The organism is Loigolactobacillus bifermentans DSM 20003 (assembly GCF_001434575.1).
Classification (GTDB): domain Bacteria; phylum Bacillota; class Bacilli; order Lactobacillales; family Lactobacillaceae; genus Loigolactobacillus; species Loigolactobacillus bifermentans.
In genome coordinates, this window is sequence record NZ_AZDA01000091.1 from 7,365 (window position 1) to 33,914 (window position 26,550).

The 26,550-nt window shown below is 46.8% G+C and carries 36 protein-coding genes; 12 read left to right on the forward strand and 24 right to left on the reverse strand.

What is annotated here, in order from left to right; all coding sequences use genetic code 11:
* The 3 genes from FC07_RS09910 to FC07_RS09920 form a co-directional block, all read left to right on the forward strand.
* A partial coding sequence (locus tag FC07_RS09910) for an RNA-guided endonuclease InsQ/TnpB family protein (RefSeq protein ID WP_083483272.1) occupies window positions 1-1,005 on the forward strand: 1,005 nt, incomplete at its 5' end.
* Window positions 1,006-1,184: 179 nt separating this feature from the next.
* A complete protein-coding gene (locus FC07_RS15655; RefSeq protein WP_083483273.1) occupies window positions 1,185-1,463 on the forward strand; it encodes an AbrB/MazE/SpoVT family DNA-binding domain-containing protein in 279 nt (92 codons plus the stop codon).
* Between the two features lie 189 nt (window positions 1,464-1,652).
* Complete coding sequence (locus FC07_RS09920) at window positions 1,653-1,850, forward strand: hypothetical protein (RefSeq protein WP_057904948.1); 198 nt, start codon at window positions 1,653-1,655, stop codon at window positions 1,848-1,850.
* Window positions 1,851-1,897: 47 nt separating this feature from the next.
* Here the strand turns inward: FC07_RS09920 and FC07_RS09925 are convergent, their stop codons facing one another.
* The 4 genes from FC07_RS09925 to FC07_RS09940 all read right to left on the reverse strand — a co-directional run bounded on the left by FC07_RS09925 (window position 1,898) and on the right by FC07_RS09940 (window position 4,983).
* A complete protein-coding gene (locus FC07_RS09925) occupies window positions 1,898-2,401 on the reverse strand; it encodes an NUDIX domain-containing protein (protein WP_057904949.1) in 504 nt (167 codons plus the stop codon).
* Window positions 2,402-2,518: 117 nt separating this feature from the next.
* The gene (locus FC07_RS09930; RefSeq protein WP_057904950.1) at window positions 2,519-3,952 is read right to left on the reverse strand and encodes an MDR family MFS transporter; all 1,434 of its coding nucleotides are present in this window, start codon (window positions 3,950-3,952) and stop codon (window positions 2,519-2,521) included.
* Window positions 3,942-4,385 (reverse strand): MarR family winged helix-turn-helix transcriptional regulator, encoded by a 444-nt coding sequence (locus tag FC07_RS09935; protein ID WP_057904951.1) that lies wholly within the window; start codon window positions 4,383-4,385, stop codon window positions 3,942-3,944. The genes FC07_RS09930 and FC07_RS09935 overlap by 11 nt, the downstream gene beginning before the upstream one ends.
* A gap of 148 nt (window positions 4,386-4,533) precedes the next feature.
* Entirely contained in the window at window positions 4,534-4,983 is a 450-nt protein-coding gene (locus FC07_RS09940) for a hypothetical protein (protein ID WP_057904952.1), read from the reverse strand.
* 445 nt (window positions 4,984-5,428) lie between these two features.
* Here FC07_RS09940 and FC07_RS09945 point away from each other — a divergent pair, with 445 nt between their 5' ends.
* Window positions 5,429-6,037, forward strand: coding sequence for a TetR/AcrR family transcriptional regulator (locus tag FC07_RS09945; RefSeq protein WP_057904953.1), 609 nt, complete (start codon window positions 5,429-5,431; stop codon window positions 6,035-6,037).
* A gap of 119 nt (window positions 6,038-6,156) precedes the next feature.
* Here the strand turns inward: FC07_RS09945 and FC07_RS09950 are convergent, their stop codons facing one another.
* Window positions 6,157-6,444 carry a hypothetical protein gene (locus FC07_RS09950; protein ID WP_057904954.1) on the reverse strand — a complete coding sequence of 96 codons (288 nt, stop codon included), beginning with the start codon at window positions 6,442-6,444 and terminating at the stop codon, window positions 6,157-6,159.
* A complete protein-coding gene (locus FC07_RS09955; protein WP_057904955.1) occupies window positions 6,434-6,916 on the reverse strand; it encodes an SDR family NAD(P)-dependent oxidoreductase in 483 nt (160 codons plus the stop codon). Before FC07_RS09955 ends, FC07_RS09950 begins: the two co-directional genes overlap by 11 nt.
* Window positions 6,917-7,039: 123 nt before the next feature.
* On the opposite strand from FC07_RS09955, the gene FC07_RS09960 reads away from it, so the two are divergent.
* Window positions 7,040-7,618 carry a TetR/AcrR family transcriptional regulator gene (locus FC07_RS09960; protein ID WP_057904956.1) on the forward strand — a complete coding sequence of 193 codons (579 nt, stop codon included), beginning with the start codon at window positions 7,040-7,042 and terminating at the stop codon, window positions 7,616-7,618.
* A 94-nt stretch (window positions 7,619-7,712) separates the two neighbouring features.
* On the opposite strand, the gene FC07_RS09965 is transcribed toward FC07_RS09960, so the two are convergent.
* The 6 genes from FC07_RS09965 to FC07_RS09990 form a co-directional block, all read right to left on the reverse strand.
* Window positions 7,713-8,102, reverse strand: a complete 390-nt coding sequence (locus FC07_RS09965) for a DUF3021 domain-containing protein (protein ID WP_057904957.1) — start codon at window positions 8,100-8,102, stop codon at window positions 7,713-7,715.
* Window positions 8,103-8,171: 69 nt separating this feature from the next.
* Complete coding sequence (locus FC07_RS09970; protein ID WP_057904958.1) at window positions 8,172-8,630, reverse strand: LytTR family transcriptional regulator DNA-binding domain-containing protein; 459 nt, start codon at window positions 8,628-8,630, stop codon at window positions 8,172-8,174.
* A 12-nt stretch (window positions 8,631-8,642) separates the two neighbouring features.
* Window positions 8,643-9,494, reverse strand: a complete 852-nt coding sequence (locus FC07_RS09975; protein WP_057904959.1) for an ABC transporter permease — start codon at window positions 9,492-9,494, stop codon at window positions 8,643-8,645.
* A complete protein-coding gene (locus FC07_RS09980; RefSeq protein ID WP_057904960.1) occupies window positions 9,494-10,354 on the reverse strand; it encodes an ABC transporter ATP-binding protein in 861 nt (286 codons plus the stop codon). Before FC07_RS09980 ends, FC07_RS09975 begins: the two co-directional genes overlap by 1 nt.
* Window positions 10,355-10,538: 184 nt before the next feature.
* Window positions 10,539-10,838 carry a HigA family addiction module antitoxin gene (locus FC07_RS09985; protein WP_057904961.1) on the reverse strand — a complete coding sequence of 100 codons (300 nt, stop codon included), beginning with the start codon at window positions 10,836-10,838 and terminating at the stop codon, window positions 10,539-10,541.
* A gap of 206 nt (window positions 10,839-11,044) precedes the next feature.
* Entirely contained in the window at window positions 11,045-11,329 is a 285-nt protein-coding gene (locus tag FC07_RS09990) for a type II toxin-antitoxin system RelE/ParE family toxin (protein ID WP_057904962.1), read from the reverse strand.
* A gap of 150 nt (window positions 11,330-11,479) precedes the next feature.
* On the opposite strand from FC07_RS09990, the gene FC07_RS09995 reads away from it, so the two are divergent.
* The 3 genes from FC07_RS09995 (at window position 11,480) to FC07_RS10005 (ending at window position 12,955) form a co-directional block, all read left to right on the forward strand.
* Entirely contained in the window at window positions 11,480-12,127 is a 648-nt protein-coding gene (locus FC07_RS09995) for a carboxypeptidase-like regulatory domain-containing protein (protein ID WP_057904963.1), read from the forward strand.
* Window positions 12,128-12,227: 100 nt separating this feature from the next.
* Window positions 12,228-12,506: an AbrB/MazE/SpoVT family DNA-binding domain-containing protein gene (locus FC07_RS10000; RefSeq protein ID WP_057904964.1), complete on the forward strand. Its 279-nt coding sequence runs from the start codon at window positions 12,228-12,230 to the stop codon at window positions 12,504-12,506.
* Entirely contained in the window at window positions 12,506-12,955 is a 450-nt protein-coding gene (locus FC07_RS10005; RefSeq protein ID WP_057904965.1) for a helix-turn-helix domain-containing protein, read from the forward strand. The genes FC07_RS10000 and FC07_RS10005 overlap by 1 nt, the downstream gene beginning before the upstream one ends.
* A gap of 116 nt (window positions 12,956-13,071) precedes the next feature.
* On the opposite strand, the gene FC07_RS10010 is transcribed toward FC07_RS10005, so the two are convergent.
* On the reverse strand, window positions 13,072-13,563 hold the full coding sequence (locus tag FC07_RS10010; protein ID WP_057904966.1) for a transcriptional regulator: 492 nt from the start codon (window positions 13,561-13,563) through the stop codon (window positions 13,072-13,074).
* Between the two features lie 16 nt (window positions 13,564-13,579).
* Window positions 13,580-13,942, reverse strand: a complete 363-nt coding sequence (locus tag FC07_RS10015; protein ID WP_057904967.1) for a hypothetical protein — start codon at window positions 13,940-13,942, stop codon at window positions 13,580-13,582.
* Window positions 13,943-14,324: 382 nt separating this feature from the next.
* Between FC07_RS10015 and FC07_RS15895 the strand changes: the two genes are divergently transcribed.
* Complete coding sequence (locus FC07_RS15895; protein WP_155797835.1) at window positions 14,325-14,465, forward strand: hypothetical protein; 141 nt, start codon at window positions 14,325-14,327, stop codon at window positions 14,463-14,465.
* Window positions 14,466-14,516: 51 nt separating this feature from the next.
* Here FC07_RS15895 and FC07_RS10020 read toward each other — a convergent pair whose 3' ends face one another.
* The 3 genes from FC07_RS10020 to FC07_RS10030 are packed head-to-tail and all read right to left on the reverse strand — an operon-like array spanning window position 14,517 to window position 16,758.
* Complete coding sequence (locus FC07_RS10020; protein ID WP_057904968.1) at window positions 14,517-15,266, reverse strand: SDR family NAD(P)-dependent oxidoreductase; 750 nt, start codon at window positions 15,264-15,266, stop codon at window positions 14,517-14,519.
* Between the two features lie 25 nt (window positions 15,267-15,291).
* Window positions 15,292-15,723: a MarR family winged helix-turn-helix transcriptional regulator gene (locus FC07_RS10025; RefSeq protein WP_057904969.1), complete on the reverse strand. Its 432-nt coding sequence runs from the start codon at window positions 15,721-15,723 to the stop codon at window positions 15,292-15,294.
* Window positions 15,724-15,735: 12 nt separating this feature from the next.
* Window positions 15,736-16,758: an amidohydrolase family protein gene (locus FC07_RS10030; protein ID WP_083483276.1), complete on the reverse strand. Its 1,023-nt coding sequence runs from the start codon at window positions 16,756-16,758 to the stop codon at window positions 15,736-15,738.
* Between the two features lie 116 nt (window positions 16,759-16,874).
* Between FC07_RS10030 and FC07_RS10035 the strand changes: the two genes are divergently transcribed.
* Window positions 16,875-17,288 (forward strand): pyridoxamine 5'-phosphate oxidase family protein, encoded by a 414-nt coding sequence (locus FC07_RS10035; protein WP_057904971.1) that lies wholly within the window; start codon window positions 16,875-16,877, stop codon window positions 17,286-17,288.
* Window positions 17,289-17,452: 164 nt separating this feature from the next.
* On the opposite strand, the gene FC07_RS10040 is transcribed toward FC07_RS10035, so the two are convergent.
* The 6 genes from FC07_RS10040 to FC07_RS10065 form a co-directional block, all read right to left on the reverse strand.
* Window positions 17,453-18,889, reverse strand: coding sequence for a DHA2 family efflux MFS transporter permease subunit (locus tag FC07_RS10040; protein WP_057904972.1), 1,437 nt, complete (start codon window positions 18,887-18,889; stop codon window positions 17,453-17,455).
* Window positions 18,890-19,214: 325 nt separating this feature from the next.
* Window positions 19,215-19,649: a MarR family winged helix-turn-helix transcriptional regulator gene (locus FC07_RS10045; protein ID WP_057904973.1), complete on the reverse strand. Its 435-nt coding sequence runs from the start codon at window positions 19,647-19,649 to the stop codon at window positions 19,215-19,217.
* A gap of 183 nt (window positions 19,650-19,832) precedes the next feature.
* On the reverse strand, window positions 19,833-20,435 hold the full coding sequence (locus FC07_RS10050; RefSeq protein ID WP_057904974.1) for an RloB family protein: 603 nt from the start codon (window positions 20,433-20,435) through the stop codon (window positions 19,833-19,835).
* The gene (locus FC07_RS10055) at window positions 20,416-21,705 is read right to left on the reverse strand and encodes an AAA family ATPase (protein WP_057904975.1); all 1,290 of its coding nucleotides are present in this window, start codon (window positions 21,703-21,705) and stop codon (window positions 20,416-20,418) included. The genes FC07_RS10050 and FC07_RS10055 overlap by 20 nt, the downstream gene beginning before the upstream one ends.
* Window positions 21,706-22,035: 330 nt before the next feature.
* On the reverse strand, window positions 22,036-22,953 hold the full coding sequence (locus FC07_RS10060; RefSeq protein WP_057904976.1) for a DUF4767 domain-containing protein: 918 nt from the start codon (window positions 22,951-22,953) through the stop codon (window positions 22,036-22,038).
* A 107-nt stretch (window positions 22,954-23,060) separates the two neighbouring features.
* Window positions 23,061-24,155 (reverse strand): lipocalin-like domain-containing protein, encoded by a 1,095-nt coding sequence (locus FC07_RS10065; RefSeq protein WP_057904977.1) that lies wholly within the window; start codon window positions 24,153-24,155, stop codon window positions 23,061-23,063.
* A 137-nt stretch (window positions 24,156-24,292) separates the two neighbouring features.
* Between FC07_RS10065 and FC07_RS10070 the strand changes: the two genes are divergently transcribed.
* On the forward strand, window positions 24,293-24,811 hold the full coding sequence (locus tag FC07_RS10070; protein WP_057904978.1) for a TetR family transcriptional regulator: 519 nt from the start codon (window positions 24,293-24,295) through the stop codon (window positions 24,809-24,811).
* Window positions 24,812-24,946: 135 nt separating this feature from the next.
* On the opposite strand, the gene FC07_RS10075 is transcribed toward FC07_RS10070, so the two are convergent.
* The gene (locus FC07_RS10075) at window positions 24,947-25,717 is read right to left on the reverse strand and encodes a hypothetical protein (RefSeq protein WP_057904979.1); all 771 of its coding nucleotides are present in this window, start codon (window positions 25,715-25,717) and stop codon (window positions 24,947-24,949) included.
* Between the two features lie 127 nt (window positions 25,718-25,844).
* Here FC07_RS10075 and FC07_RS10080 point away from each other — a divergent pair, with 127 nt between their 5' ends.
* On the forward strand, window positions 25,845-26,393 hold the full coding sequence (locus FC07_RS10080; protein ID WP_057904980.1) for a hypothetical protein: 549 nt from the start codon (window positions 25,845-25,847) through the stop codon (window positions 26,391-26,393).
* The last annotated feature ends 157 nt before the right edge of the window (window positions 26,394-26,550 follow it).

The window sequence follows — 26,550 nt, forward strand, 5'->3', positions numbered from 1 at the left end:
CGCCCCACTGCGTGTAAAGTGCGTGACGAACTGGTCGCAAATAAACAAGACTGGCAATATCAGTTGTCAGCGCGCTGTTTACAGTTAGCTATTACTGACTTAGGCAAGGCCTGGCAAAACTTTTTTGATCAGTCCCTGCCAGACTGGGGAAAGCCACATTTCAAATCCAAAAAAGCACCGCGCCAGGGTTTTAAAACGGATCGTGCCAAAATTGTTAATGGTCAATTACGCTTGGACAAGCCTCATGGCATAGCGAGTTGGTCTGACATTCCGTTTCGTGGTGCGTGTCATTTAACTGGTACTTTAAAAGTAGTTTCAATTTATCGTGAAAATGGTACCTACTGGGCAAGTTTGTCGTTTGAAATCGCTGAAATTGTGGCCAAGCCTAAAACAGGACAGGTGACCGGAGTAGACGTAAACATAGGCCATCTGAATTATATCGACGGTGTTTTTAATGTTTGTCCCCAGCGGTTACAACGACTTTATCAACGTATTAAACATTATCAACGTGCATTAGCTCGCAAACGGGTGGCAAACGGTCGCATCAAAGGCACTAAAAGTAAAAATTACACGCAAACGAAAGCCAAGTTACAGCGTGATTACCGAAAAGCGGCCAATATTCAACACGATTTGATACAGAAATTTACGACCCAGCTGGTAAACCAGTACGATAAAATCGTGATTGAAGACCTAGATGTGAAAAAAATGCAAATGACCCATATTGCTTCAAAAGGCTTACAACGCTCATTGTTCGGTTATTTTAGACAGGTTTTAACTTATAAGTGTGCCTGGTACGGCAAAACATTACTTTTAGCGAATCGGTATTATCCTAGTACCCAACGGTGTTCTAGTTGCGGACACGTTAAACAAGGGTCGGATAAAATTGGGCTGCGAGGGAATGCCAAACATCAAACAAAACACCACGAATATGTTTGTTATAAATGCGGTGTAACGCTAGATCGTGATGAAAATGCCGTTCAAAACTTATTACAACTCGCACTTTAAAATAATTAAAAAGGGGCAGGCTATGTCCTTAAGCTTCAAGAGTTAGTCCCTGTGATTACCCGTTTTTCGGCTATCGGAATACTAATGATGACGGAAGTAAACAAAATTCGGAAAGGAAAACTATACTTCTTTCTCATTATGTTTGATGACATAATGCTACATTTTGTATAGCAGATGGTATGAATGCTCGAGCGAAAAAAGCAGAAAGTACGATGTCGGCTAAAGGCCAGATTGTGATGCCAATTGAAATTCGCAAACATTATGGTATTCAACCAGGTGACAAAGTGGTTTGGCATATTGATGATCATAATAATTTGACGGTTTTAAAAGAACCAACAGCGGATGAGTGGTCGGCTGTGTTAAAGAATATTCCAGTTGAAGTCGTTGAAATGGACGAAAATGGCAATTATGATCCAAAACAGTCACCAGATTTTCATGACTGGCTGTTAAATGGTTGATGTGATGCCACAACCAATGGATTTATTTTTGGCGGAAGTCCCCTACACAGATCAAAAGGAAAAATTTCCCATAGACTGGTACTCATTGTTGAGGTGCATCAAACAACGGTTGCTGTATTTAAAATAATGACACGTTATGCGGACAGATCTCAGAAAATAAGAAATGTGTACTATCCGATTAAGGATTGGATGGAAGCTGGTTTAGTAAAACAATCTTACGTGGATGTTCATCGCCAGATTGTTTTGAAAACGGCGACTGTTATCCAGCGACAACCAATTGGCAAATTGTCTATTTATGATGCAGCGCAATTATTAGCTTTTATTAAAGCTCATACTGAGGCTATTTTAAAAATTAGGCAAGATGATCAGCGTCAATTTGGCGTTTAAAACAGGTCACACATGATGGTTGTTTAACCATCATGTGTGACCTGTTTTTACTGCAAACTTTTCAGATACCGATAATACAATTCCGTGGCCGCCAACCCTGGCTGATCGGGAAACATGTACTGATGGGCCGCGTAGGCATCCACCCAGTGGGCGGCGCTAAGTTCGCTGGACAGCACCAGCGGTTGTTTTTCGGTAACGGCAATGAAGCCGTGCATCAACACGTTGGCGGCGTCAAACCAGTAGCTGCCGGCGGGGGTGATTTGATCGATATGCAGGCCCAGTTCTTCATGCAACTCACGGACAGCGCTGGTGGCCGGCACTTCACCGGGTTTCATATAGCCGGAGACAAAGGACTCGTATTGGGTGGACAAATAAGGCATTTTGACTAAGGCAATTTCATGTTGCGGGGTGGCCACTAAGGTGATCACACAGTCCGCAAAGGTAGGAAACCAAAAGCGTTGGCAATGGTCGCAATAAGGGATTTGGCCGTCATCGCCAGCATCATGCGGCTGAAGTTTGGTGCCACAGGTGGGGCAGAATTGATAGGTCATGCTAAAACCTACTTTCTTGATAAATGTAATGGCTTTCAAAACTATTATACTGCGGTTGGCGGGATTTTTAATTAAAAAAATACGTAGACGCGGTTAAAGTCGTCTACGTAGCTACATTTATTTCGGCAACGGCTGGTCATTGCCTTTTAATTTAAAGGATAACAGACAACAGATCACCACGCAGGCGGCGGCGACCCAGTAGGTGTTTTGGGTGGCTTGTAAGGCGCCGTGGGCTTGGGCGTATTGCAAGCTGTGGTGCAGTTTCAAGTGGTTGGTGGCGTTGAGCTGTAAAACACTCATAATGCCGATCAGCACCGCTGTGCCAAAGGAGCCGGCCACTTGGCGAATGGTGGTGAACATGGCCGAGCCGTCAGGAATCATGTCCATGGGCAAGGCGTTAAGGGCTTCGGTTTGCAACGGCATGGTAATGAACGCCAAGCCTAAGGAACGCACCGATTGCGCGCCGGTGATCCACAAAAATGAGCTGTGCAAGTTGATCCGGCTGAGCATAATTGTGCCGCCAAACAAAATGAGATTGCCGATCAAAGATAAGTATTTGGCACCATAGCGGTCATATAAATGGCCAGTTAACGGCGATAAGATGGCGATCACAATGGCCCCTGGCAACATGGCCAAGCCGGACAATAAGGCCCCGTAACCGCGTAAGTTTTGCATATATAAGGGCAGTAACAACATGCCGCCGTATAATGCCATCATTAAAAAGCTGGTAATGATCACGGACAAGTTAAACCGGGAGTAGCGAAAAACGTTGAAATTTAACAGCCGCACGTGGGTATGTTGTTGTTGGTAAACGAAAATACCGATGACAATGGCGCCGAGCATGGTGAGGCCTAGCACTTGCCACGAGGCAATACTGGCGGAACTGGCGTTACTAAAGCCCAGCAGCATGGCACCTAAGCCAATGCTAGACAGCACCACACCGGACCAATTTAGCGGAATTTTTTCGGCTTCAGTTAAGTTGCGTAACACTTTCAAGGCGAACAAAATGTCGACGATGATCAGTGGGGCCACTAGGAAAAAGAGCCAGCGCCAACTGTGGGTTTGGACCAGATAGCCCGACACGGTGGGGCCAAGAGCTGGGGCAAAGTTTAACGCTAAACCCACCCAGCCCATGGCGGTACCGCGTTCATGAGCGTCATACATGTACATGATCGACACGTTCATTAACGGCGCGATCACACCAGCACCGGCGGCTTGGACCATGCGGCCAGTAATCAAAACGAAAAAGCTGGGCGCCATGCCGCAGATCAGCGTGCCAATGGCAAATACTGACATCGCCCACAGGTACAATTGGCGCGTGGTAAACCGTTGGATCAAATAGGCCGTTAAGGGTACCATGATGCCGTTGACCAGCATGTAACCGTTGGAAAGCCATTGCCCTTGGGCGGCGGTAATGCTGAAAGTCGCCATGATCTTCGGCAAGGCGGTGTTCATTAAGGTTTGATTGAGATACGCTAGGAACGTGCCCATCACCAAGACAGGCATAATGGCGCGGACGTTTTTGGTGTTTAAAGTCGGACTATTGGTCATCGTTGATTGCCTCCAACGTTTCGAGAATCATGGTTTGATCCTTTAAAATTTGGGTCAGCTTACCTTCAGGCAGTTCCCGTAAAGGTTGTAGCACTTCCCAATAATCTCGTTCCACGTTTTCGTACGCTTCTTTGCCTGCATTGGTCAATGAAATGCCGATTTGACGCTGATTGTGAGGCAGCCGTTGCTTGGTGATCAGGCCTGCGCCGCACATCCGTTCCACAATGCCAGAAGCGGTGGAATTGCTGACATGTAATGCCGTGGCCAGTTGATTTAAGGCACACGGCGCCTGGCGATGCAAGACGCCGAGCACTAAACACCAAGCTTCGGTCAGGTCGTGTTTCGCCGCTTGGGTATAAAATACTTTACGGGTTTGTTGACGGACTGCCCGAATTAAATAGGTCAGCTGCCGCAATTGATCGTTATGTTCCAAAAGAAAACCTGCTTTCAAATTGACTATTTATCAAGGTTATTTATTCGAGTCATAATTATTTCAATGGTAACTATTCGCATCCGAATGATTAGTTTACGCTGAAAATAGTGACTTTGCAAGCCGTTTTCCAAATAAAAAAGCCTACCAGCTAAAGTGCAGGTAAGCTTTGATCTTGTTTCGGTTGGAGCCACAATGCTGCTAATGCCCGGCATTGGCCTTTTTGCAGGCGAGCGTGGTACTGAATGTGATGATGTCCTGGCCACGTTAAGGACTGAAAAGTCAGGGTGCTCCAATGATTAATGCGCTGTTTTAAGGTGAGCTCTTGTGGGACACGTTGATAATCAATATCAATCAGTACCAGATCCTCATCGCTATTTTCGGTATGAATGGTGCCATCGGCGTTTTGAACAAAGTAAACTTGTTCCCAAGGCGTCTGGTCAGTAGCGGACGGCTGTGCCTCATTTTTATAAATATCCAAGGCCAGATAACGAAAGTCAGTGGTCTGCTGCCGTTCAATTTCGGCATTTTCAAAAGCTTGGCGCCGCAACCACTGGCAAAAAGTGTGACCATAACGTTGAATTCGTTGATAGAAAGACATTTAAAAACACCTCGCTTTACATTTTACAGGTTATTATAGCCGGTAAAATGATAAAAAAATGTGAAGATTTATTGAAAAACTATTTAAGAAGCTGATCAATAACCAGTTTAGCAAAGATCAGCCGTAGCGTCCAATCTTTGCCTACTTGTAAGTAACTTCACAAATCAGTTCCAAAAGAAGCCCACCTGAACATGAGACAGGCAGACTTCTTTTGGTAAGAGATACTCCTAGCGTAACAGCTTATTTTGTTTTTGCAAGCGCTTTCTAAAATTAGAAACTGGTCTAGCTAGTCCCAAAGCTTGTTGGCACGCTGTTTTAAAGATTGGTATTGTTAAAAAATAAATTTCAAAAGGCCAATTTCAACGGTTGTCAGCAAGAATGTTTTCGCCATTAGCTGCGTTAGCGTATGATAAAAGGGGAACCGGAATAGAAAGAAGGAAACCGTATGATCTCAAAAACAGCGCTGATTCAAGCTGCGCAAACCTTAATGGACCAGCAGGATTACGATACCATCACGTTGCCGCAAATTGCGCAACAAGCCCAGTGTACGTCATTGGAGCTGAACCAACAGTTTACCTCAAAGGCAGCTTTGTCCATTGCGGTGATGTTAACGGACTTTGAAGCTTGGGTAGCCGCGCTGGAAACCCAATTGCCGCGCCACCCCATGGATTTTGCCCAACAATGGAGCGCTACGATTTGTCATTATCCGCGATTTTTACGCTTACTCGGCCGGGTGAACACCGTACTGGCGCCAGCGCTAGATAGCGCTGATCTGTTAGCCTACCGCAAACAATATGTGGCCTTATCGCCGCGGTTATTTGCTGTGATCCGGCGCGGCTATCCAGAATGGTCCGACCGGCGCTGTGCCAAATTTATTCAAATGCAAACCCGTTATGCCGTGGGGCTGTACCCTAGCACCAACTTGAAACCGGCACAACGAGCAGCCTTGGAACAAGTACAAGGCGCCTTTCAAATGCCCGATTTCCGCCGCGATTTTACGGAATTCATCGCCTATACTTGTGTCTATTTGGATCAAATGGATCTTAATGATTAGCGGCTTAATCAATGGCAAAAATTGTTTGCACCGCAGCCAGCGCATTCATGCGCGTGACCCGATCCACCTGGGTGACGACCTCACCGTGGCGGGCATCAAAATCGTAGCCTAGCAAATTTTTAGCAATTTAAGTAAGGGGCTAACACGCTTTTTGCCCGCTTAGCGTTGTATTTTTGGGGGGATAGTGTGATAAGGGACCCTTGTGCGTCAAAAAAGGCCCCAGTTAGGTGGCGTCGGCTGGGTTGTTGTACCAGTTGTGCCACCACGTCAACGGCAGTATTGGTTAATTGAGCGGTCCAAGGCATGAGCTCGGAACGAACGCCGCCTGGGAAAATGGCGTTGACGCTGATCTGTTGGGGCTGCAATTGGTGGGCTAACAGGTGAACCAGTAATGTTTTATGCGTCAAATAACCAAGCGCCGCGCGCTAAAGTCGTGCGCTGGCCTTCATTGATCGGGGCCAGTTTAATGGCTAAAGGGGCACCCGTGATCACAAAGACACGTGGTACTGCGGCCTGGGCTAAGGCTGGCGTTAAATGGTGCGTCAGCCAGTAATGGCTTTGTAAGTTAACACTGATGTTTTCATCGCCAGATGTTGGCAGCGTGCCAGCACTATTGACCAGCACGTCTAGGTGGTCATGCGTGGCTAAAAAAGCCTGCGCCAGTTGCTGGTTCGTTGTCGGATCACTTAAATCGCCTAATAAGGTACTAACGGTGGGATGGCCGGGTAAAGCGGCTAGGCGGCTAGCCGCGGCTTGGGCTTTTTGCGGTTGACGCCCAATCAAGGTCAGATCAGCGCCAAGCTTGGCGAAACTTTTGGCAATTGCCAGGCCGACACCGGACGTACCACCAGAGATTAGAACTGTTAATTTTGTTGTCATATCAATGCCTACTTTCATGGGAATAAGGCCATGGTACAATGTGGGCATGGACGTTGCTAGTGACAGTTCAGCAAGGTTGTCCAAGCTTAGACAGATCTGCAAAATTGTCCAAGAGGTGTTCAAATGAAATTTGAAGAACAAGGTTCATTAACCCGCAATGGTCAGCGGGTGTGGCGCGATTTTTCTGCGGCATTGCAACAACTGTTGACGGAACAAGCTTTTGAAAAAATCACCGTTCAAACACTGTGTCAGCGCGCCAATTATCCCCGAGCCACGTTTTACAACTATTTCTATGATAAATATGATCTGTTAGACGGTTGTTGGGCGCAATTGATGACGTACTGTGGCTTTGATCAGGTTCGTGAAAATGTGACGCAAGCGACTTTGGTGGCTTGTTTTGACCAGTTGTACCAACTCTTAGCTGCGCAACAGCCTTATTTGCAGCAAGTGTTACGCCATAATAGCAGTGCGCTGTTGCCAGCACAATTACAAACCTACATGGTGCGCACGAACCAGGTATTGTTTAAAGGCACGCGGTTGGATACCGGACAGGTGCCACTGCCGTTAGCAATTGCACATTGTTATGCCAGTATCTTTTTGGTTTTGAAGTGGATCTTCTTGGAAAACCATCCCACAACGCTGGCCCAAGCTCATCAGTATTTGGCGGTGTTAGACGCCCAATATTGGCAGCCGTCTCACTGAAAGGGCCTGACTAAAATAACCCTCAAAGTGGTCTTTTGCCACCTTTGAGGGTTATTTTAACGCCAATGAGAAATCGTGCTGAGCGAGTAGTGCGCTACTGCTGTGCGCGCCGGTGGGCCAGGGCCTGATTGATCTCAGTGACTTTTAAATGCTGATTGAGGCGCACAACGACCCAAACAATGGCGTAGATCACAGCAAAAATGCCAAGATAACGCAGGTCACAGGACCAACCGTTGTACAGCATCATCAAGGTGATCAACCCTAAGGTGCCTAGGCAATGCAGCAAGATGATCAACCAGAAAGGTAGGCGGTCACTTTCAAATAGGAATGACAGCCAGCCGATGCCAGCACTTATCAGCCAAACGCTTAAGGTGCTGGCGACCGTGGGGCGAATTTGAATATGAAATAACAGAAGCGTCAATAAATAGGCAAAGGAACCATAACCAATGCCGCGAATGGTATAACGGAGCAATTTTTGCATCATAAAACGCCTTTCTCAGATAGTTGAATTTAGCGCCAGAATCAATTTGAACAAGGATCACCGTTTTGTTACTTACAAGGCCAAATGCTGCAACAAACTTTGGACGTATTTACGACTAACACTTGTGGTGATGTCATGGCTTAACTTCGCCGTCATGGCACCAGAGAAACTTTCAGATAAAGCCAGCAAGTGGTCTAAATTTAAAAGCGCGTGCTTCGAGATCTGTACAAAATTTGGATTGGCCAGCCGCTGTTTAAAGTGGACCAATGTTTCACGGGTGGTTAGGATCCCGCTTGTTGTGGTGAGCACCAAGTCGCCTGCGTTGATGTCCGCTAAAGTCAGTTGTTTTGGTTTCAGTAAAACCAATTGATCCGTAGTTTTAATGGGTAAAATAGGCGGGGTCATCCCCGTATACTGGTCTAAATAAGCCATTAAACGCTGAATATTGGCATCTTGTGTGGCAGCTGCAATGGTGACAAGTGGTGCTTCGGTTGAGAAAGCTGGATTTTGTTCAAAACGACTTTTTACCATAAAAGTTCCTTTCTAACGGTGGGATCGCCGTAATTGTGGGACCAATGCCCCTAAATAGGCGATCACCAGTATGGCAAGCAGTACCAGTAACATTTGCTGAGTGGTCAGCAACGTGGTCCAATGTAACCGGACGCCCATTTGTTGTTCAAAATGATGGCGCGCACCAGTGTGGTGGGCAAAGGTGCTGTGGAGTTGCGGTTGTAATAAGACTTGCCGGCTCAGTGCGGCTAAATAACTAGCAGGGGTCAGTTTGACTAATAATTGCGCAAAATGAGGTAAGCTACCAATGGGTAAATAACAGCCGACTAAGAAGCCCGCCGCCGTACCGATCACGGTGCTCAGGCTGGTTAAACTGCTTAAGCGGTGGATCTGTTGCAGCAGTAGGGCGTTTAAAGCAGTGGCTAATAACGCACCAAGTAACATCAGCCCCAGCAATTGGCCAACTTGTGGCCAGTTCATAGTAAGCTGATCTTGGACGTGAAAATAGCCTAGCATGATCCCAAATAATAAAATTTGCATCCCAAAGCCGATCAGTGTGGCGCTGGCAAAATAACTCAAGGTCAGGCGTAGCGGGCCACCGTCTGTTTGACGTAAGTCTAACTGAACCTGATTTTCCCGATCGGCCACCATTTGGTTTAAGGCAGACAAGGTGGTGGTAATGCTGGCGATTGCTAATGTTCCCCCGATCAACCAACTATCTAATAATTTAGCACTTGCCGGTAAGTGTCGCCACTGTTGTTGCATGCTATGTTTTAAGAAAACCAAATAGAGGACGAAGGCGATCAACGCACCGAGCACAGAAAAAAGCACGCCGCTTCGATTGCGCCAATAAAGCAGTAAATGACGTTTGGTCAAAGCCAACATTAGCGCACCTCCTTGCCAGTTAACGCGAGAAAAGCGTCATCCATGGTGCCAGGGCGAAATTCAAAATTACTGATCAGGTCTTGGTAGGTTGTCAGTAGCGCTAAAGCCGCTTGCGCATTGGCCGGTTGTAAGTGCAAGCTATCCGGCAAAACCGTAACATTTTCTTGCGCCAAGGCTTGTTGCAGCTGGGGGAGATCGGCTGACATGAGCACCAACTGATGAGGGGCATACTGTGCCTTGATGGCCGTGGCGGTACCTTGGGCGATGACGTGGCCGTGATCCACAATGTAGACTTGGTCGGCTGTATCGGCCTCATCTAAATAATGCGTGGTGAGCACGATGGTTAAGTGTTGCTGTTGCTGTAAATGCTGTAATAGCGTCCAGATTGCTTGCCGGGTTTGCAGGTCCAAACCTGTGGTGGGCTCGTCTAAAAATAATAAGTCCGGCTGATTGAGTAACGCACGGGCAATATCGACCCGGCGTTTTTGCCCACCGGAAAGGGTACCGTAACGTTGGTTTAGAAAAGCGGTTAAGCCCAGCTGGGTGGCTAACGTTGTGATGCGATTTGTCGGGATCTGGCGGTACTGTTGCGCGCGGATGTTCAGGTTTTCCTGCACCGTTAATAACGCATCTAACACACTATTTTGAAACACCACACCGATTTTTAAATGAGGTTGATATGTGATCGTACCGGCAGTGGGCTTTAATTGTCCCAGTAACATGCCGATCGTCGTTGATTTACCAGCACCATTGGGGCCTAAAATAGCCGTAAAACTGCCGGCCTGAATGGTCAGGTTCAGGTCATTGACGGCCTGGTGGGTCCCATAAGCTTTCATTAAATGTTGCGTTTGAAGTAACATCCAACCACTTCCTTTCTGAATGCCCTAAGGCTATCAGTGCTGTCAGGATTTGTCTGGCTTTTAATGCTAAGTGGTGGTGAGCGCCAGATAAGTGGTTGCAAAAACAGGTTGAAAACGAAGCTAGTTCGTTAAATCCAGTTCCTGTTGCGGCGGGAATGGCATCGCGCTGTATACGGCAAGGCGCTTATTTCAAAGTTGCTTGTAAAGGTTTGATTTTCAGATAGTCGTCATGATGGATTTGGGTTGCCTGGCGTAGGTCAATATCATTTTGTAAATTCAAAAAGTAATGCGCTGAAACACCAAAGAAACGACCTAAACGGATTGAAGTATCCACTGTTATTTTACGGCGATCGTGTAACAGATCTTGAATGCGGGAAACGGGTACGTGAATCGCTTTAGCCAAGGCGTAAGCAGATAGCTGAAAAGGCGCCATAAATTCGTCTTGTAACAATTCACTTATGGTTGGTGTGGGAATTTTTGTCATGTCGTGACCTCCTAAAGTCTCTAGTGTCTATTTTGCTATCGCAAAAATCCTATTTCGGAGGATGGCCATTCCCTCGGGCGAAACCCACCACGATGGAAGCATGGCACCTCCTAAAGTCTCTAATGTCTATTTTGCTATCGCAAAAATCCTATTTCGGAGGACGTCCAGTCTTGTGGCGTCAGTTTGCACCGCAAGACTGACCATTCTCAATGATAATCAACAATTTCAACATTCGTAAATTCATTTTCATTAACAACTGAAAAACAGATTCGGTATTGGAGGTTGATCCTGATACTGTACTGACCTTTACGGTTTCTTTTTAACTTTTCCAGATGATTGGCGGGCGGTATTCGTAAGTCATTGATTGTTGCTGCATTATCGATCATCATTAACTTTCGTAAAGCAATTTTTTGGATAGTAGGTGGTAATTTTTGTGAAAAATTTTGGTGATATATTTTTTCGGTTTCGTCATTTGCAAAAGATTTAATCATCATGATCCTCACAATTCCTAAAATAAAGTATACATGTTATACGGGTATAGCCCAAGTGTTTGGATTTCCTATTTGTTTGTTACCGCTAAAAATAAACCAGGCCTTATGTTTAACCTCATAATCTGCTAAACTTTTAGCGGAGGGGTTTTTATGAAAAAATGGGTTCAATTCAGTTTATTATTGTTGCTTGTAAGCGGTTTAGCCGGTTGCTCACAGAAGTTGAGCATTACCGACACAAGATCGTATGTGACGTCGAGTCATACGGCTAACGGTGGGTATGGCATGACCCGGGTCACTGGCAAAGCGGCGCCTAATGCGCAGGTCTACGCCACGTCGGCGAACTCTGATGTGGTCAATCACACCAAGGCCAATCACAACGGCACCTTTCAGTTAAAGGCGCTGGTAGCGGGGCAGAAGTACCAATTTTATACGCGTAAAAGGCAGCATGATTCTAAAAAAGTCAGTTATACCATGCCGAAAACACCGACTAAGTTGCAAACGAAAATCGACGTGCAAGCACCTGTGAAAAATGATCAGCTTCAAATTCAAGCGCACAATGGTCAGGCGGAGATCCAAGGCAAAACTAGCCAGGCTGCCACCGTGGTCCTGTACAGTGATGCCGGGGCCTCAAACTCGGCCACCACCGCGGACTTTATCACCAGCGCCCCAGCCAATAAAAAGGGCCAATTTGACCTGAAAGTCAACGTGCATCACAATCAAACCACGCACTTAAAATTGTACGCCTACACGGCTAAACAGCTGGCCAGCCGTTATGTTTATGTGACGGTTGGGCAGTAGTTTGATGCGCTTATCAGTAAGTTACGCAGGTGGGATTTCATTTTGTTTTTTTTAGGTAGCTTAATGGTAGGTTATTTTTAAAATAAAAGGGGTCGATAAGATGAAACCAATTGTTGCACAGACAACGGTATCCCACAATGGACAAGTGGTGCTTCCAAGTTTAATGCGAAAGGCACTTCAGATTGAACCCGGAGATCAGGTAACTTGGGCGTTATCGGCTGATGGGAATTTATTAGTTGAGACAACACCATCGGCTCAGCAATGGTCAAGCTTGCTTGCGGCTGCGTCGATCCCAATTGAAAAAGTGACCCTGGATCAGCAAAGTCGGTATGATCCACAAAAAGCGCCACATTTTCATGATTGGATGGTGAACGGTTGATGAAAGTCCAAACAGCACTCACGAAAATAAAAGCTTATGATGCAAAATTAGCGCAAACGCTGCGGGGCTCGGAGGCGTTTAATCAAATTGATGATGCTTATGATGCGTTTGTGTATCGGTATTTGCGGCCGCGGGATGCCGTATTGATCAGCCAACAGTTAGGTCGGCCGTTAACAACACTTGAGTTGGCGCGGTTGGTTACTGCTGCCTACAATCAGACTGATCTAACGGCGACGTTGCCGCTGACGCCTGAAGTGAAACTTGGCTTAGCACTAAAATTTGCCCGTCGGCAACGTCAATTGACCCAACAGGATGTGGCCATTCAAACGGGGATAACGCAAAGTCAAGTGGCTAAGGCCGAAACGGCGCAAACCACGTTGTCTTTAAGCAACTGGCAGGCGTTGTTTAAAGCCGTTGATTTTGTGCCGGCATTTCAATTTGGACGTTAATGAAGGGCCGAAAAATGATTATTTTTAGGCTAAATATGAAGTCATTTTCTAAGCATCTAAAAAAATAACCTTTAGAGTGGTATTTGCCACTTTAGAGGTTATTTTTGGGGATGAAATCAGGATCTATTTTGAGAGGTTGTGATCAGTTGCGGGAATAAGTGCGTTAATGCAGTGTAAACCTTAGGCGTCAATAAAGCCTGCTTTTGCAGTACCAAACGCTTAAAGGCCATCGGTTCAGCGGCCATGGTGATTAAAGCGTCGATATAAGGTGTTTGGATCGCACCATTTTCAATGCTGGATAAATTGCCGTAGCCGATTCCTAAAATTTTAGTGAAATCACGAATACTCAAGTGGTATTTCAGGCGCGTGGCTTTGATTTGATCCGGGCTGAGCAGATGATGTTGGTCACGATAGCACTGGAATGCTCGATTGAGATTACGATCAGGGTCGTCAAAAGGTTCGAAAAATTCGCCGTCTGACAAGCGCCGATAGCGTTCAGCGGTAATGTAAATTTTTTCACCTTTCACAGGATAAAGGGCACGTTGAAAAATCTGCTCATAGGTTTCATTTTGATTCGTTTCGAAAGAGTAGCGGGTAATGGTTGTCATTTTTGAAACCTCCATTTTATGCATAGGGGCGCGTCATTGGGCGCGCCTGAGGATGGAAAGACATAAAGCCACCTATCATTTGATGGTCATAAGTAATCAGTTCGATTTTGACGTATAAATCATACGAATCATATGCGAAACTAAAGATCATAACTTGTCTTGATTGTGGGAATCGATGATGTGGGCTAGGCCCAAAATGGTAGTTCGCAACACTGATATGGTCGACAATATATTTTTGCATGACAGCTTGTGGCAGCCCAACTTCGGCCAAAAACTTGGTTGTTTTTGAGTTTAATTCATCGGCATTAATGCGACCGGCGTGGTAACAATGTTTGAATTGCTGGATAAATAACGCAATTTTAAATTTTTCATCATTCATTTAAGCATCATCACCTTATCATGTTTGTTTCTTGTGAGCAACAAATGCTGCTATATGTAAGCAAAAAACAACTCAAATTTTAAATTTGAGCTGTTTTGACGTGCTTATTATTAAGTTACGCAAACCGTATTTGTTTATTTTTTAAATAGTTCGGGTTAATGATTTTTTAACGCCGGCATTGTTAGGACCATTTTTAGCATTATTAATTTGAAATACACTTTATTTAAATAAATAGTTAAACAACTTTGCTTAATTATTCAAAAATAGCTAATTTTTAAATAATTAGATAGATGAGTTCTCCTGTTTATTTATCTTATTACAATCAGGTCTATTCTCACTGGTAGATGAGTCAGGCATTAAAGACAAAGAACTGATTGCATTTTTGAATCAAACAGATCATAAAAAATATCCCAAACAGAAAGTCCACACTGCCCTTGAACGGCTAGAAAAACAGCAGATCATCGATAAAATTCAAGGTCGGCCGAAACAGCATAAGTTGGCTGCGGCTTATTTGGTATCTTAAAAACGCCAGCCATAACGGCTGACGTTTTTTAGGTTTGAAAAAAACAGACACTTACCACCCAACACGCCCATGGGTATTGCTAAACGTGGCGGTCACGTCATTGGTCGCACTGGTGGCCAGTGCTAACGTGCGGGCAATGCCCACGGCAAGTGGTTGTGCGCCACGGGCGGCGGCTTGTTCAGGGCTGGCGCCACCAAATTCAGTGGCCACCATGCCGGGGTCCACGGCGTTTACGGTGATCGGCAGGTGCGCTTGTTGCAACTCTTTGGCCAGCTGCACGGTGTACATGTTAGCGGCGGCTTTGGCGGATTGGTAGCCCACTGCGCTGGCGCGATAGACTTCGGAAGCCGGATTTAAGGCTTCCGTTTTTGAGCCCATCATGCTGGAAATGTTGATGATCTTAGCTTGCGGGGCTTTTTTCAACAGCGGCAACAGGTGTTGGGTCACGTCGATCAAGCCAAAATAGTTAATGTCAAAATCAGCGCGTAAGGCAGCTTGGGGAATGACCGATGGGGCTTGGCGCTGGTCAAAAACGGCGCCGGCATTGTTGATCAAGCAGGTTAAATAAGGGTAGCACTGTTGCAAGGTAGCCGTGGCCTGTTGGACTGAAACAGGATCGGTAACGTCTAGTTGGACCACATCGGCGGTGAGTTGTTGCTGTTGCAGTTGGGCTACTGCGGCTTGGCCTTTTGCCAAGTCCCGGGCGCCAATGATGACTTGGTGGCCGGCTGCCGCTAATGCTTGCGCCAAGGCAAGGCCCATGCCGCGGTTACCGCCAGTGATCAAAGTGATTTGGGGCATGCTGAAAACTTCCTTTCATGATAGCTTAGGTTAAAGCTGCGATCTGCCGTAAGGCGGCTAAAAAACTTTCCGGTGTTAAGGCAACGGTGGCTAAACACTGTTGGAGCGCAGCTTCTTGGGCGGCTAAAGCCGCTTTGATCTGCGGATATAAGGCAGTGCCAGTTGGCGTGAGAAACAAGTGGTACCGACGTTTATCCGTTTGGGACTGTTGTTTCGTAACGAAGCCTAATTGGACCAGTTTGGTGATCTCGCGATTCACATTACTTTGGTGGCGCACATCAGCTTGGACTAGCTGTTCTTGCGTCAGGCCCGGGTCCTCATAAAGCTTTAAAATAAAGAAAAATTGGCTGCTATTGACGCCTAGTGGTTTTAAACGCTGATCCAAGGTGCGGGTGGCACTATTGGCAGCGGCGTGGAGCTGTTTGGTTAAGGTATCGTCATGTTGATCAGGTTTCATTGAATCTCCATTCTAGTGCTGAGGGGCTAATTGAAATAAAGTTTCCGCCGTACCGTGGGCAATCGCGGCCCGTTGGTCAGGGGTTAAGTCGGCTTGTTCCAGGAAGGTGCGGGTGGTGGTGCCGGCTTGGACATAGGGGAAGTCTTCCGACCACATCACATGGTCCGCGCCCATTTCCGTTAACACCAGTTGCATTTGTGGCGCCGTAAACATGCCAGACGAGGACAAGTAGACTTGTCGTTTATAATATTCGGAAAATTTCAGCGGTAACTGACTGGTCAAGCTGCTAAACCCGTCGATGCGCTCTAAAAACATGGGGATCATTTCGCCCCAATGGCCGCTGGCTAATTTCACGTGAGGGTATTTTTCCAATAACCCAGCCGTGATCAGTCGCAGCATTTGAATGCCTTGCTCTAAATGCCAACCCCACATGGCGCCGGCCATCATGGTGGCGGTGAAGTCTGAATAAGCGTCACTTTCATACAATAGGGCTTTTTGGGCCGTGGTGATCACCCCAGGGTGTAAGTACAAGGTGGTGCCCAGTCGATCCGCGGCGGCAAAAATTGGTTCAAAGCGCGGCGCGTCTAGAAATTGACCGTTAACGCTGCCACTAATGATGCCGCCTTTTAGGCCTAATTTGGTTACGGCATATTCTAATTCTTGAGCGGCTTGTTCCGGTAAATTGGCCGGTAACGTGGCCAACCCAGCAAAGCGCGTGGGATAGTGGCTGATGTTTTCGGCCAGTGTTTCATTTTGAGCGTGGGCCTCGGCAACCGCATAAGCGTCCGGCAGAACTTGTGGTGAGTTCCCGGCATCGGAGATCACTTGCAGGTCAATGCCGTTTTGGTCCATATAGGCCACTTTGCGTTGGAAATCCACCAGGTCAGGGGCCAGTTGCGCCTGGCGGGGGTTGTTATTTTTAACGGTTGAATATTGGTTAAAAGCCTTGATGTTACGCGGGGTATCATAATGTTCTTCAACGGTGATCAGTTTCATTGGAATCGCACCTCCATGATTAATTAAATGCGTGTGCATTTAGTTTGAATTAAAAGTCAGTATAGCATAAAATGAATGCACACGCATGCAGTTTAGCTTGAGTGCAGTAACAGTCACGATTGGCCTTAAAATAAATGATTATTGGAGGGATTTTTTTGACAGATCAAACAGATTTAGCACGAATTATTAATAGCGCGGCACATTTAGCGGTAGCAACCTTAACCACCGATGGCCAAGCGCCGGACGTGCGGGTGGTATTAGGTGCGTATGACCCTGCCACAGCGCAAGTGATTTTTGTGTCCAGTCCCCAAGCGGAAAAAGTAGCGGAGATCGCCGCACATACGCAAGCTGCCTTTGCCACGGCGCCCGTGGGCCAAGGCGAATTTGTCCGCGTGCGTCAAGCCACCGTGCAATCGATCCCAGCCAGCTCAGCGCCAGCCGCAGTGTACAACCAAAAGTTCCCGCAAAGCGGCCAATATGCGGCAGCCGCTACTTACTTTGCCTTAAGTTTCCAGCAGGCCGAGGTGACCACTGGCGGGACTACCACGACGGTTCAAGTCGAGGCTTAAATAGGCGTGATGGCCTGTTTGTAGGTCTTAAAGTGACCAACTTGACACTACGGCGCTGTTGCAAGATACGTTGGTGGCCAAGTTGTTAATCAGTGAACAACAAAAAGCAGCCAAACGTGGCTGCTTCAAAATAGTGACAAGTGCTAGCGTTTGTCTTTTTTAGATTAGGCTTGCGGGTTTTTCAAGCATAAAGCACAGATGATGCCCACAGCACCGATCCCGGTGGCTACGAGTAAGGCGACTTGAGCGCCACTGACCAGGGCCTGATGCATGCCGGTGGCATAAGCAGCGCGGTTGGTTTGTAATAAACTGGCTTGCGGCGCGGCATGGGTTGAAACGCTTTGTAAAACGGAGACTAAAACGGCTGTTCCAATTGCGGCACCTACTTGTCGGACCACATTGTTGCCAGCACTGCCGTGACTGATCAGCTCTGGCGTTAGCGAGTGCATGCCCATGGTCCCAGCCGGCATCATGGCAAAGGTCAGGCCAACATTGCGGCAGGCGTATAAGGCCACTACGTACCAAATAGGTGTTTTCAGGCTCATGAAAGCTAAGCCGAAGGTGCTCAGCGTCATCACCGTGATCCCAAATAACACGGTTTGGCGGCCTTTGTTTTGGGTCACTAACCGACCTGAAATTGGCGCTAATAGGAACATCAATAGGGCACCGGGTAAAAGGGCTAAGCCAGAATTCATGGCAGATAACCCGCGGGCATTTTGTAAATAAAGGGGCAAAATGAATTCAACGGCGACCATACTGATTTGCGCAATGGCCGCGATCACCGCCGCAATTGTAAAATTACCTTCACTGAAAATACGCAGTTCTAACATTGGATGTGCAATGGTCAATTGGCGCCAAATAAATACAGCAACCAGCGCCACCCCTAGCAGCAAGCTTAGCACCACTTTTGCATCCGTCCAACCGCTGTCTGAAACGACGGAAACACCGTATAAGATGCCACCAAAACCGCCAGTGGAACTGATCACCGATAAGGCATCCAAAGGGGTGGTTTTGTGTGGGACCACATCAGCCATGAAAAAAAGGGCCATTAACAAAGCAATTAAAATAATGGGCGCCATGGCACCGAAAATGGCACGCCAACCAAAATGATCCACCAAGTAGCCCCCTAACGTTGGGCCAACTGCTGGTGCGATCCCAAAAACAACGCCTAACAACATGGTCGGTGTGCCGCGCTCGGCCTTGTTGTAAACAGAAAACAACACGGTCATGGTTAAGCCAGATAAAATCCCGGCACCGATGGCCTGCACCAGACGAGCGGTTAAAAGTAATGGAAAGTTACCGGCAAGAAAGGCCAATACGGTGCCGAGTAAAAAAAGCGCCAAAGCAGTGGCTAATAAACTTTTCGTGTTAAAACGATCTGCCAGCCAAGCCGAAATGGGGATCAGGATCCCGCCAATTAAGGCATAGCCAGTCGAAAGCCACTGGGCAGTGGCCACATTAATGTGAAAGGCATTGATCAAACTCGGTTGTGCCACGGATAAAACGGTTTGATTCAGCATTGAAACGAAAGCCCCAATAATCACAACCGCGACTAAAAGGCCGCGATGATAGCTTAAAGGGCGTGTGGTATTTTTTTCCAAAGTTAAGGCTCCTATCTTTTTGATTGATACCTAATTATAAGATATCTAACAATTTGTTAAAAATAAAAACGGCGTTGCCAGTAGGTGCGCGCTTAAAGGCCGCACTAAGTTAATGTGTCAAATTCGGCTGCACACACTTGAACTTAATAATGGTGTGACAGCATTCATACCAGCAAGTCTCCTTTCTGAGCAGTTAATTTAATCAACTTGTACTCTAACAGTTAGACGTCTAACTGTCAAGTCAAAAAATAAAAACCACTGCACAAGTGATTTTTAAACGGCTTGTAACCATTAGAAGGGTCGGCAGAAGCGCTGTAACAGCTAACTAATGCTGATCTGGGTAGGCCGCAACGACTTTTTGAAGCAACGTGATCAAGGTAGTTTGCTCATCAACGGATAGGTTTTGGACCATCAGATCCTCAACGGCATCAAAATAAGTGTCAAAGCCGCGAATGGCACTTGCACCTTTTTCGGTTAGAAAAATTTGTTTACTGCGGCCGCTATTAGCAGGAATCAAGCGTTGAATATAGCCGTCGCGTTCTAGAATTTGTAATAGATTAGAGATACTCGCTGAACGGCGTTGAATAATATCCGCTAATTCGCGCTGAATAATGCCAGGCTTGGCTTGGATCACGCTTAACGTTCGGGTTTGTTGTGGCGTTAACCCAACATGAGACTTTAAAGTAGCCGTTAAAGCCCGTTGTTGCGCAATGGTGATCTGGCGCAATAACGTATTTAACGTGGCAACGTTTTTTTTCATCGGTTTCACCTCACAGGTTATTATAACAAAAAAATAATTAGATGTTTGATAATTAGAACAATAGCAGTACGTTACCACAGTTGTTTTGGTGCCGGCAACAAAAAGGCCAGCCTAATAGTGGCTGGCACAGATTGTTTTAATTGACACTGACCCATAATCAAGTCCATGCAATCAATTTAAAGGTTAAAATTTTGTGACACCATAGATCTGTCCCAGATAGCGATGAATATTGGTAAAAGGGCGGTCTCTAATCATATCCGCATGCTTTTGACTCAGTTTTGTGGCATTTTGGATGGCAATTTGAACGCGGTCGTAAAGAACGGCATCGTAGGGATGCCCTTTAAAGTGCTGATAATCGGCAGCAAAGTAATGTGTTCCGGATAATTTACGGTAAAGTTCTTGACGATTAAAGTCCTTACCAAAGTACTCAAAGTGAAGTAGAATCCAAATTTCAAAATTAATACTGGAAAAGAGTAGTTGTAACTGATGTTTTTGAGCGTATTGTTGACAAGTTCGCAGTGCTTGATCAGAGAGCTCATCACGATCAAAGACCACATAAACCTGATCAACATGACGTTTGTGGCTCAGTGCATCGCGTTTTGCGACAGCGGCTATCAATAATTTTAAGCCATTTTTGTGAAGTGACTGGACCACTAATTTTTCGGTGTGTACGTTTGCACCGTGGTATTTCCGTGCAAGCATGTTGAAATATTGCACTTCAGATTCGCCTTCACAATAAATGGCGATTGCCTTTTTTTCAGTTAAATTACGGGATTTGCGTACCATGGGTGGCTCCTTCCGAGGCCGTTAAAGTGGTTAGCATGTCATTAACGTCGATCTGGGGCATTGCGCCAAATTTTCCTGAAAGGTATTTTTTCATGAAACTAATACCAGAGCGGGTGTTATGGCGGCTTTCTTTGAAATCAAAAATAGACTTTAGGGTGCTGACACCGGTGAAATCTTTTTCCATTAAATAGAGTTGATCCACGCGAACCGCGCAATCTAACAGCTGTAATTCATGCGTCGTTAAAATGAATTGGTTTTTGTTAAGCTTAGAATTGAAGATTTGAATCAAGGCGCTGGACAGTTCAAAATGCAGGGAATCGTCAAATTCATCAAATAACAGTGTTTTACCATTACCGTGACGTTGGGCGAAAATAATACAAAGTGCAATGATGAAAATCTTTTGGGTCCCGCGGGATTCCCAATTAAGCGGTAACTCGGCCTGACCGACTGGTTGACCGTTTTGATCATATTGCGTATGCACTGTAAAAACCTGTTTTTGATCCGTTTTAAATTTAATTGCCATTTTGGCGAAGGCTGCTTTCATATCGTCTGGGTATTGAATTGGAACATCACGTACGTGAACATCGGTAATATTAAAATCCGCAAAACGCAGAAAATTAATGAATTCTTGTTTGGCGGCAGAATCAATTAATAGATCAAGCAACTCATAATTGGTGTTAATATCGGTATCATCTACAAAAATCAGGTCCTCTTTAAACCAGCGAAAAACAGCGATTGCTAGGGGATCATTAGCTTGTTGTGCGGTGTAAAGGAGCAGCGAATTTTCCTTGGTTGCCGCTGCCACGTTTTTTAAATGGTTGGGCAGCACCGGAAAATGTTGATGATCGCGTTCAAAATAGACCTGTTCGGTGGTTTTTAAAAGACGGGTTAATTTTTCAGAGACGATTTGTTGTTGTAAGAAGGTCAACTGATAGGCATAAGTCTGAGCTTGATAGTTAAAGCGAATCGCAAACTGAACGGGTTCTTGTTGCGTTTCCAGCGCTAGCCGAAAGGGGCGATAAGGTAGGGGGTCTGCAATGTTGTCAGGGTTGTGCAAGATCAGCTCACGCATCACATGTAAACCACCAATCAAATTCGACTTTCCTGAACCGTTGGGACCAAAAACCAATAAGTTTTTTAGAAGCGAAAAACCATTTTCCTGAAGTGTATTCGTCGTTTTTAAGCGACTGAGCCGTTCTCCAGTTTCTGCAGAAAGTAATAGGGCATCCTTGATAGAAGCGTAATTTTTGATTTCAAAATCGATTAGCATGAGCCTCACCATCCTTCTGATATGATTGTACCGTATCACGTGGAAAGAATGCAAAAAAATGTGATTTGCAACCATATTCAAGGCGAATTTGGTGCTTTTTTGTGTTGAAATAATATTTTTTTGTTATTAACGGACGATTGTGGTCAGTTTAATAAATGGAATCCCTGGTTAAAGTGAACTAGATTGTACCACTGCCTTTGACGCCTGTTATGAATAAGTTACGCAGTCAGTCATTTGATCTATTTTTTTTAAAGATCGTATCCAAAAAAGGTTTGTCCGAGGTAAGGGACAAACCTTTTTATGGCTACAGGATAGTGTAACTTGATCAAGCTAATTGACACTGACCCACTCTCCAGCCGTGGCCACGCCTTTGACTTTGCCGTCGGAACGCACGGTGTAGCCGTCGCCGTTGCCGAAGAACCATTCAGTGTAGCCGTCCTTTTGGGAATCGGTACCTGGAGCCTTGACGCTAACCAACTGCTCAGCGGCGGCCTGGGATTTGTGGTCGTATTGCACGAAAAAGCGCACCAATTGTAGTTCGGCGTCGCCTTCAGAGTTGATCACGTCGGCTGAAGCGGCACTGCTGCTGGTGGCTTGGGTGCTGTCACTGCTGGCAGTGGTGGCGCTGCTACTGTTGGCCTGACTGCCAGTGCTACTGCTAGCCGAACTGTTAGTACTGGTGCCAGTACTGGCTGCCTTGCCTGCGGCAATATTGGTAAAGCCGTTGGCCAAGGTTTGATTGGCGGTAACTTTAAAATTAGCGGCACTGCTGGTACTTTCAGTAATCAGCACCACTGGTTCATTATCGTGAAATGCAAACAAGTACAAATGATTGTCGGTTTGCTTGCTGGTATCCGCAAAATCGGAATACAGCGCCACCACCGTGTAGTCGGCGGCTTTGGCGCCAGTGCTGCTGTATTTGGCGGTGACTGTGGTGTTGTCCACAGTCAGCTTGCGCTGGCTAAAGGCGTCGGGATAAGTCACGTTGTTAAAGTTCACCGGCTTTTCCGCGGTGTACTGCTGGTAGTTTTGATTCATGGTGTTGCCCCAAGTTTCCATAAAACTGGCTAGCTTTTTCGCCTTGGTGGCGTTCCACGGGCCTTTTTTCACAGTGTGACTGCTTTGGACCGCAGCTGAGGTGGTACTACTGCTGGCTGAAGTGGTGCTGGCTGTTTTTTGTTGGTTGCCGCAGCCGGTTAATAGCAGCGCCAAGCCGAAGGTAGCGCCGAGTAAAATGCCTTTTTTCATTGTGAATGATCCCCCAAAATTGATCTGATTCATTTATGGTAGCATAAGTGCTCGTTTAGGGGAATGAAAATTAGCGGGCAACGCTGCCGCAACTGGTTTAAGGGCAGTTAAATATGGGCGCCAGGATCAGGTTTGCCTAGATACGCATACTCGTAGATCATGTCGCCGCGGCTGGTAGTTTGACGGCCGGTTGCGTCGGTGTAGCTCACGGTGCCTTTGGCGTAGTAGCGCATGTAAGCCGGCTGGGCCCCTATGGCGTCAAATTGCTGCTTTGCAGAGGCGGGCAAGTTGGTGTACATGTCGCGGACTTCCAGTTCGTCTTGCCACGTGATGGCTAAATCAACGCTGGCGCCGTCAGCGTTGGTGAAAACGTAATGGCTGTTTTTAGGAAAGTCACGCTTCAGTTGGGGTTGTCGAGACAGCGTTTTGGCCAATGTGAACTGCCCCTCGGTTTCAAAGAGCAGGTTGCCAGTTTCATTGTCCAATAATCCAAACATGGGGAGTTGGGCAAAGCCGTAGCGTTGTGCCGCCACGAAGTCATAAATGTAGACGGTGTAGCGGTTGGTGTACATGCGGCCCCACAGCCAGTGGTGGTATAAGCTGATCGGGTTGGTGGTCATCCACTGATGATCGTGGTAGCCCAGTCCGGTGACTTGATGCGCCACCCCATCATAAGTCAGCGTTCCGGTGACCTTATTTTTAGGCACCGCTAAGTCAGTATGGTGGTCTTCATCGTGGTCCCCAAACGCAACGATCCCAGTTCCTTGTCGGAAAGGCGCTGTTAAGGCCTCGTAATGTAAATCACAGCCAACGCCATTGGTAGGCGCAACGTGAATGTCGTAAGTTTTAAAGTCACCTTTGGCAGTATCGGTGCCATATTGTAAATCACAGCCGACTGTGGTGCCAGTGGTCGCTTCAGCTGCTGTAAAGTAGTGGAAGTCCGATCGGGTGGCGCCATTTGGGGTGGTGAGCATGATGTTAACGTTTGGTGAGTCAGTGGCGGTGGCCATTTTGGCCGGGTCTTTCGGGCGGAAACCCACCACACTTTTACTGCCATCAGCAAAGGTGGCATCAAAGTACCACACCTCGTTGTGCCCTGGAGCAGGCGGTTCGCGCCGGGCTTCTTCCCAAGGTTCGACCTGATCCGGGTTGATCCCGAGCCGTTTGAAATCTGCTGGTTGATCCATTAAGCGTGCTTGCATAAATTGTACCCCCTTCAATTGATAGCCCTAGTTTAACGGGACTGGGCCGTTTTGTAGAGGGTCAATCGGTTGCCAAATGTGAGTTATGTTATAGTTGAGGCAAAAGTGTTACCTAATGTTGCAGGAGGTGATAGCAAATGGATTTACGAACGGAACGCACCTTGGCGTGGATCACGCAAGCGTTTGTCGACCGCGTCTTGGCCAATGGGTTTGATCAGGTAACGGTGAGCCAGCTGGCAATCGATGCCAAGATCAGCCGTAAAACATTTTATGCGCATTATCTAGATAAGTACGACCTTGCGGAAAAATTAGGCCAAACGTTACTGGATCAGTATGCGACGTCGCTTAAAGCACGTTTGACCGATCAAAACGCAGACCTACAGACCATGATCGATACATTAATCGCGCCGCAACATGAAGGCCGGTTATTGCAGGCGCTGTTGACCATTCACACGACAGAATTCGATTTTGAACATCAATTTAGCGTGTTACTGGCTCAACGCGTACGGGCGTTTTGGCACACGGATGATCCGCTGGAACAGGCCATTGTGGTTAATTTCGCCTTAACGACCATTCGGTATTACGCCGGCTCAGACGAAGTATTTTCCCTCGAACGGCAGCGGCGCATTATGCAACGGCTAGCGGCACTGTTTTGATGTAGGCTAACCATTCGTGCGTGTGAAAGACAGGACTGGCCTGACGGGGTCGGTTCTTTTTACTGCAGCAAAAACCCGCTATGACAATACAGCCATACCGGGTTTGACCAATGCTTAAAAATGTGTCAGCAGCCGCTAAGCCTGGGCCGCCGCAAACTTGATCAGCTCTGAAAATTCAACCGCTAAATGCCATTTGTGGCCGTTGATGATCTCGGTTGGGGTGGCGCTAGGCAGGTAAGCCGCCAAGATGGCATCAAAACCGTTGGCCGTTGGGCGAATCTGATGATAAGCGCGCCAGCCGTAGCCTAACGGGTCATCATCCGTTGCTAGCGTCACATAACCGTTCATTTGCAGCGGATAAGTGGAATCAGGTGTGGTAGGCTTAAAGTCGCCTGTTTCAGGATACAGGTTCATTTCTGTAGGTTCACCAAAGCAACCGAATGTTTCAATAATGTGCTGACCGGTGATCGTGTTACCTGTGGAATAGAAGTGTTCCGGGTTGATCAGGGCCGCAAAATCACTGCCAAGTTCGGCACCCATGACCTTTTGAAGCTGCGGCATGGCAATGCCTTCAACGTGTAGCAACACCTTACCTTCCTGCAGGTCTTGGTTGCCGTTGGAACGGGCCGCTACGTCTTTCCAAAATTTGTCAGCAGTGGCTAACGGCGCTTGATAAAGAGCCTGCATGGCCGCAAGGTCGGCGTACTTGGCCTTGGTCGCCAATAAAAGTTGTTTGGCGTCAGGGTAGGGCAACCAATTGATAGCGCTGGCGCTAAGCGGGATGGCCGCCCCTAACGCCTTCATTTCTTGCAGTACATGTTTGATACGCCATTCTTGAACCTTGGCCAGTTCAGCCTGGGTCACAGGAGTGTCGTCAATGGTGAGCTCAATTTTTAAGTCTGTCATCGTAAACCTTCCTTTCCTATTGCATGAAAAGCATAGCAGGAACGTGTAAAATGGAGAACAACAACCATTAAGCAGTTGTGGTGTAACACCACAGACTGTCGAATAAAAATGACAAAGAGGGGTACTAATGGCAGATCATCGGTTTGAACGAACGGATACAGATATTCGCCGCGCTTTTATGGCGGCACTCACGAAGCAAGGGTTTGAAACGCTAACGGTAGCCGGATTGGCGCGTTTGAGCAAGGTGGACCGCACTACTTTTTACGCGCACTACGAAAGTTTGTTTACCTTAGCAGAACAGGTGATCACAGACCAAGTGGCCCTGTTACGCGCCACCCTGGTCCAAGGCGGGATGGTCACCGCCGCCAAAGCCGCACACGACCAGTTGTTTTCCGAGACGGTGATCGCACAATTAAGCCAACAGGCCGTTGCCATTCGCAAACTACGCCTGATCTCGTTAGGCACTCAAAGCTTTGACGCCCAGTGCCGCCGCCTGTTTGCGGCCATTTACCAACAAGTCCTTGGCGTTGACCCTAACAGTTTCACCGGGTTCCTGTTGGTGAATATCGCCATGAGCGACCTTGACTTTATTCTACTCAAGCAACGCGCCCCGGCCCGCGCCGAGCTGGCAGCTAGTTTGAACCAGTTGATTGCCATTGCGCGGGGGTTTAAATGATTTTGGTAACTGCAATGTGTCTTACCGCAGTGCTTTAAAAGTTGTGCGAGACTAAATCCCATTCGATGTCTGGTAACGTTGTACTAAACAAGCCATCGTTGTATTTTAACTTTGTATCGTTATTTCTAAAATAAATTCAAATAACGGTCTGTTCTCC

Coding starts and splice junctions, on each gene's coding strand:
- FC07_RS09995 (WP_057904963.1), top strand. CDS start 11,480: ATGAAAAAATGGGTTCAATTCAGTTTATTATTGTTGCTTGTAAGCGGT.
- FC07_RS09965 (WP_057904957.1), bottom strand. CDS start 8,102: ATGATGCAAAAATTGCTCCGTTATACCATTCGCGGCATTGGTTATGGT.
- FC07_RS09970 (WP_057904958.1), bottom strand. CDS start 8,630: ATGGTAAAAAGTCGTTTTGAACAAAATCCAGCTTTCTCAACCGAAGCA.
- FC07_RS10015 (WP_057904967.1), bottom strand. CDS start 13,942: ATGAATGATGAAAAATTTAAAATTGCGTTATTTATCCAGCAATTCAAA.
- FC07_RS10045 (WP_057904973.1), bottom strand. CDS start 19,649: ATGAAAAAAAACGTTGCCACGTTAAATACGTTATTGCGCCAGATCACC.
- FC07_RS10025 (WP_057904969.1), bottom strand. CDS start 15,723: ATGAAACCTGATCAACATGACGATACCTTAACCAAACAGCTCCACGCC.
- FC07_RS09920 (WP_057904948.1), top strand. CDS start 1,653: ATGGAAGCTGGTTTAGTAAAACAATCTTACGTGGATGTTCATCGCCAG.
- FC07_RS10055 (WP_057904975.1), bottom strand. CDS start 21,705: ATGCTAATCGATTTTGAAATCAAAAATTACGCTTCTATCAAGGATGCC.
- FC07_RS10060 (WP_057904976.1), bottom strand. CDS start 22,953: ATGAAAAAAGGCATTTTACTCGGCGCTACCTTCGGCTTGGCGCTGCTA.
- FC07_RS10080 (WP_057904980.1), top strand. CDS start 25,845: ATGGCAGATCATCGGTTTGAACGAACGGATACAGATATTCGCCGCGCT.
- FC07_RS09960 (WP_057904956.1), top strand. CDS start 7,040: ATGAAATTTGAAGAACAAGGTTCATTAACCCGCAATGGTCAGCGGGTG.
- FC07_RS10050 (WP_057904974.1), bottom strand. CDS start 20,435: ATGGTACGCAAATCCCGTAATTTAACTGAAAAAAAGGCAATCGCCATT.
- FC07_RS09945 (WP_057904953.1), top strand. CDS start 5,429: ATGATCTCAAAAACAGCGCTGATTCAAGCTGCGCAAACCTTAATGGAC.
- FC07_RS09940 (WP_057904952.1), bottom strand. CDS start 4,983: ATGTCTTTCTATCAACGAATTCAACGTTATGGTCACACTTTTTGCCAG.
- FC07_RS10065 (WP_057904977.1), bottom strand. CDS start 24,155: ATGCAAGCACGCTTAATGGATCAACCAGCAGATTTCAAACGGCTCGGG.
- FC07_RS09990 (WP_057904962.1), bottom strand. CDS start 11,329: ATGATTAAATCTTTTGCAAATGACGAAACCGAAAAAATATATCACCAA.
- FC07_RS10020 (WP_057904968.1), bottom strand. CDS start 15,266: ATGCCCCAAATCACTTTGATCACTGGCGGTAACCGCGGCATGGGCCTT.
- FC07_RS10000 (WP_057904964.1), top strand. CDS start 12,228: ATGAAACCAATTGTTGCACAGACAACGGTATCCCACAATGGACAAGTG.
- FC07_RS10030 (WP_083483276.1), bottom strand. CDS start 16,758: ATGCACACGCATTTAATTAATCATGGAGGTGCGATTCCAATGAAACTG.
- FC07_RS10010 (WP_057904966.1), bottom strand. CDS start 13,563: ATGACAACCATTACCCGCTACTCTTTCGAAACGAATCAAAATGAAACC.
- FC07_RS09955 (WP_057904955.1), bottom strand. CDS start 6,916: ATGACAACAAAATTAACAGTTCTAATCTCTGGTGGTACGTCCGGTGTC.
- FC07_RS10005 (WP_057904965.1), top strand. CDS start 12,506: ATGAAAGTCCAAACAGCACTCACGAAAATAAAAGCTTATGATGCAAAA.
- FC07_RS15655 (WP_083483273.1), top strand. CDS start 1,185: ATGAATGCTCGAGCGAAAAAAGCAGAAAGTACGATGTCGGCTAAAGGC.
- FC07_RS09985 (WP_057904961.1), bottom strand. CDS start 10,838: ATGACAAAAATTCCCACACCAACCATAAGTGAATTGTTACAAGACGAA.
- FC07_RS10070 (WP_057904978.1), top strand. CDS start 24,293: ATGGATTTACGAACGGAACGCACCTTGGCGTGGATCACGCAAGCGTTT.
- FC07_RS09975 (WP_057904959.1), bottom strand. CDS start 9,494: ATGTTGGCTTTGACCAAACGTCATTTACTGCTTTATTGGCGCAATCGA.
- FC07_RS09925 (WP_057904949.1), bottom strand. CDS start 2,401: ATGACCTATCAATTCTGCCCCACCTGTGGCACCAAACTTCAGCCGCAT.
- FC07_RS09930 (WP_057904950.1), bottom strand. CDS start 3,952: ATGACCAATAGTCCGACTTTAAACACCAAAAACGTCCGCGCCATTATG.
- FC07_RS09980 (WP_057904960.1), bottom strand. CDS start 10,354: ATGTTACTTCAAACGCAACATTTAATGAAAGCTTATGGGACCCACCAG.
- FC07_RS10075 (WP_057904979.1), bottom strand. CDS start 25,717: ATGACAGACTTAAAAATTGAGCTCACCATTGACGACACTCCTGTGACC.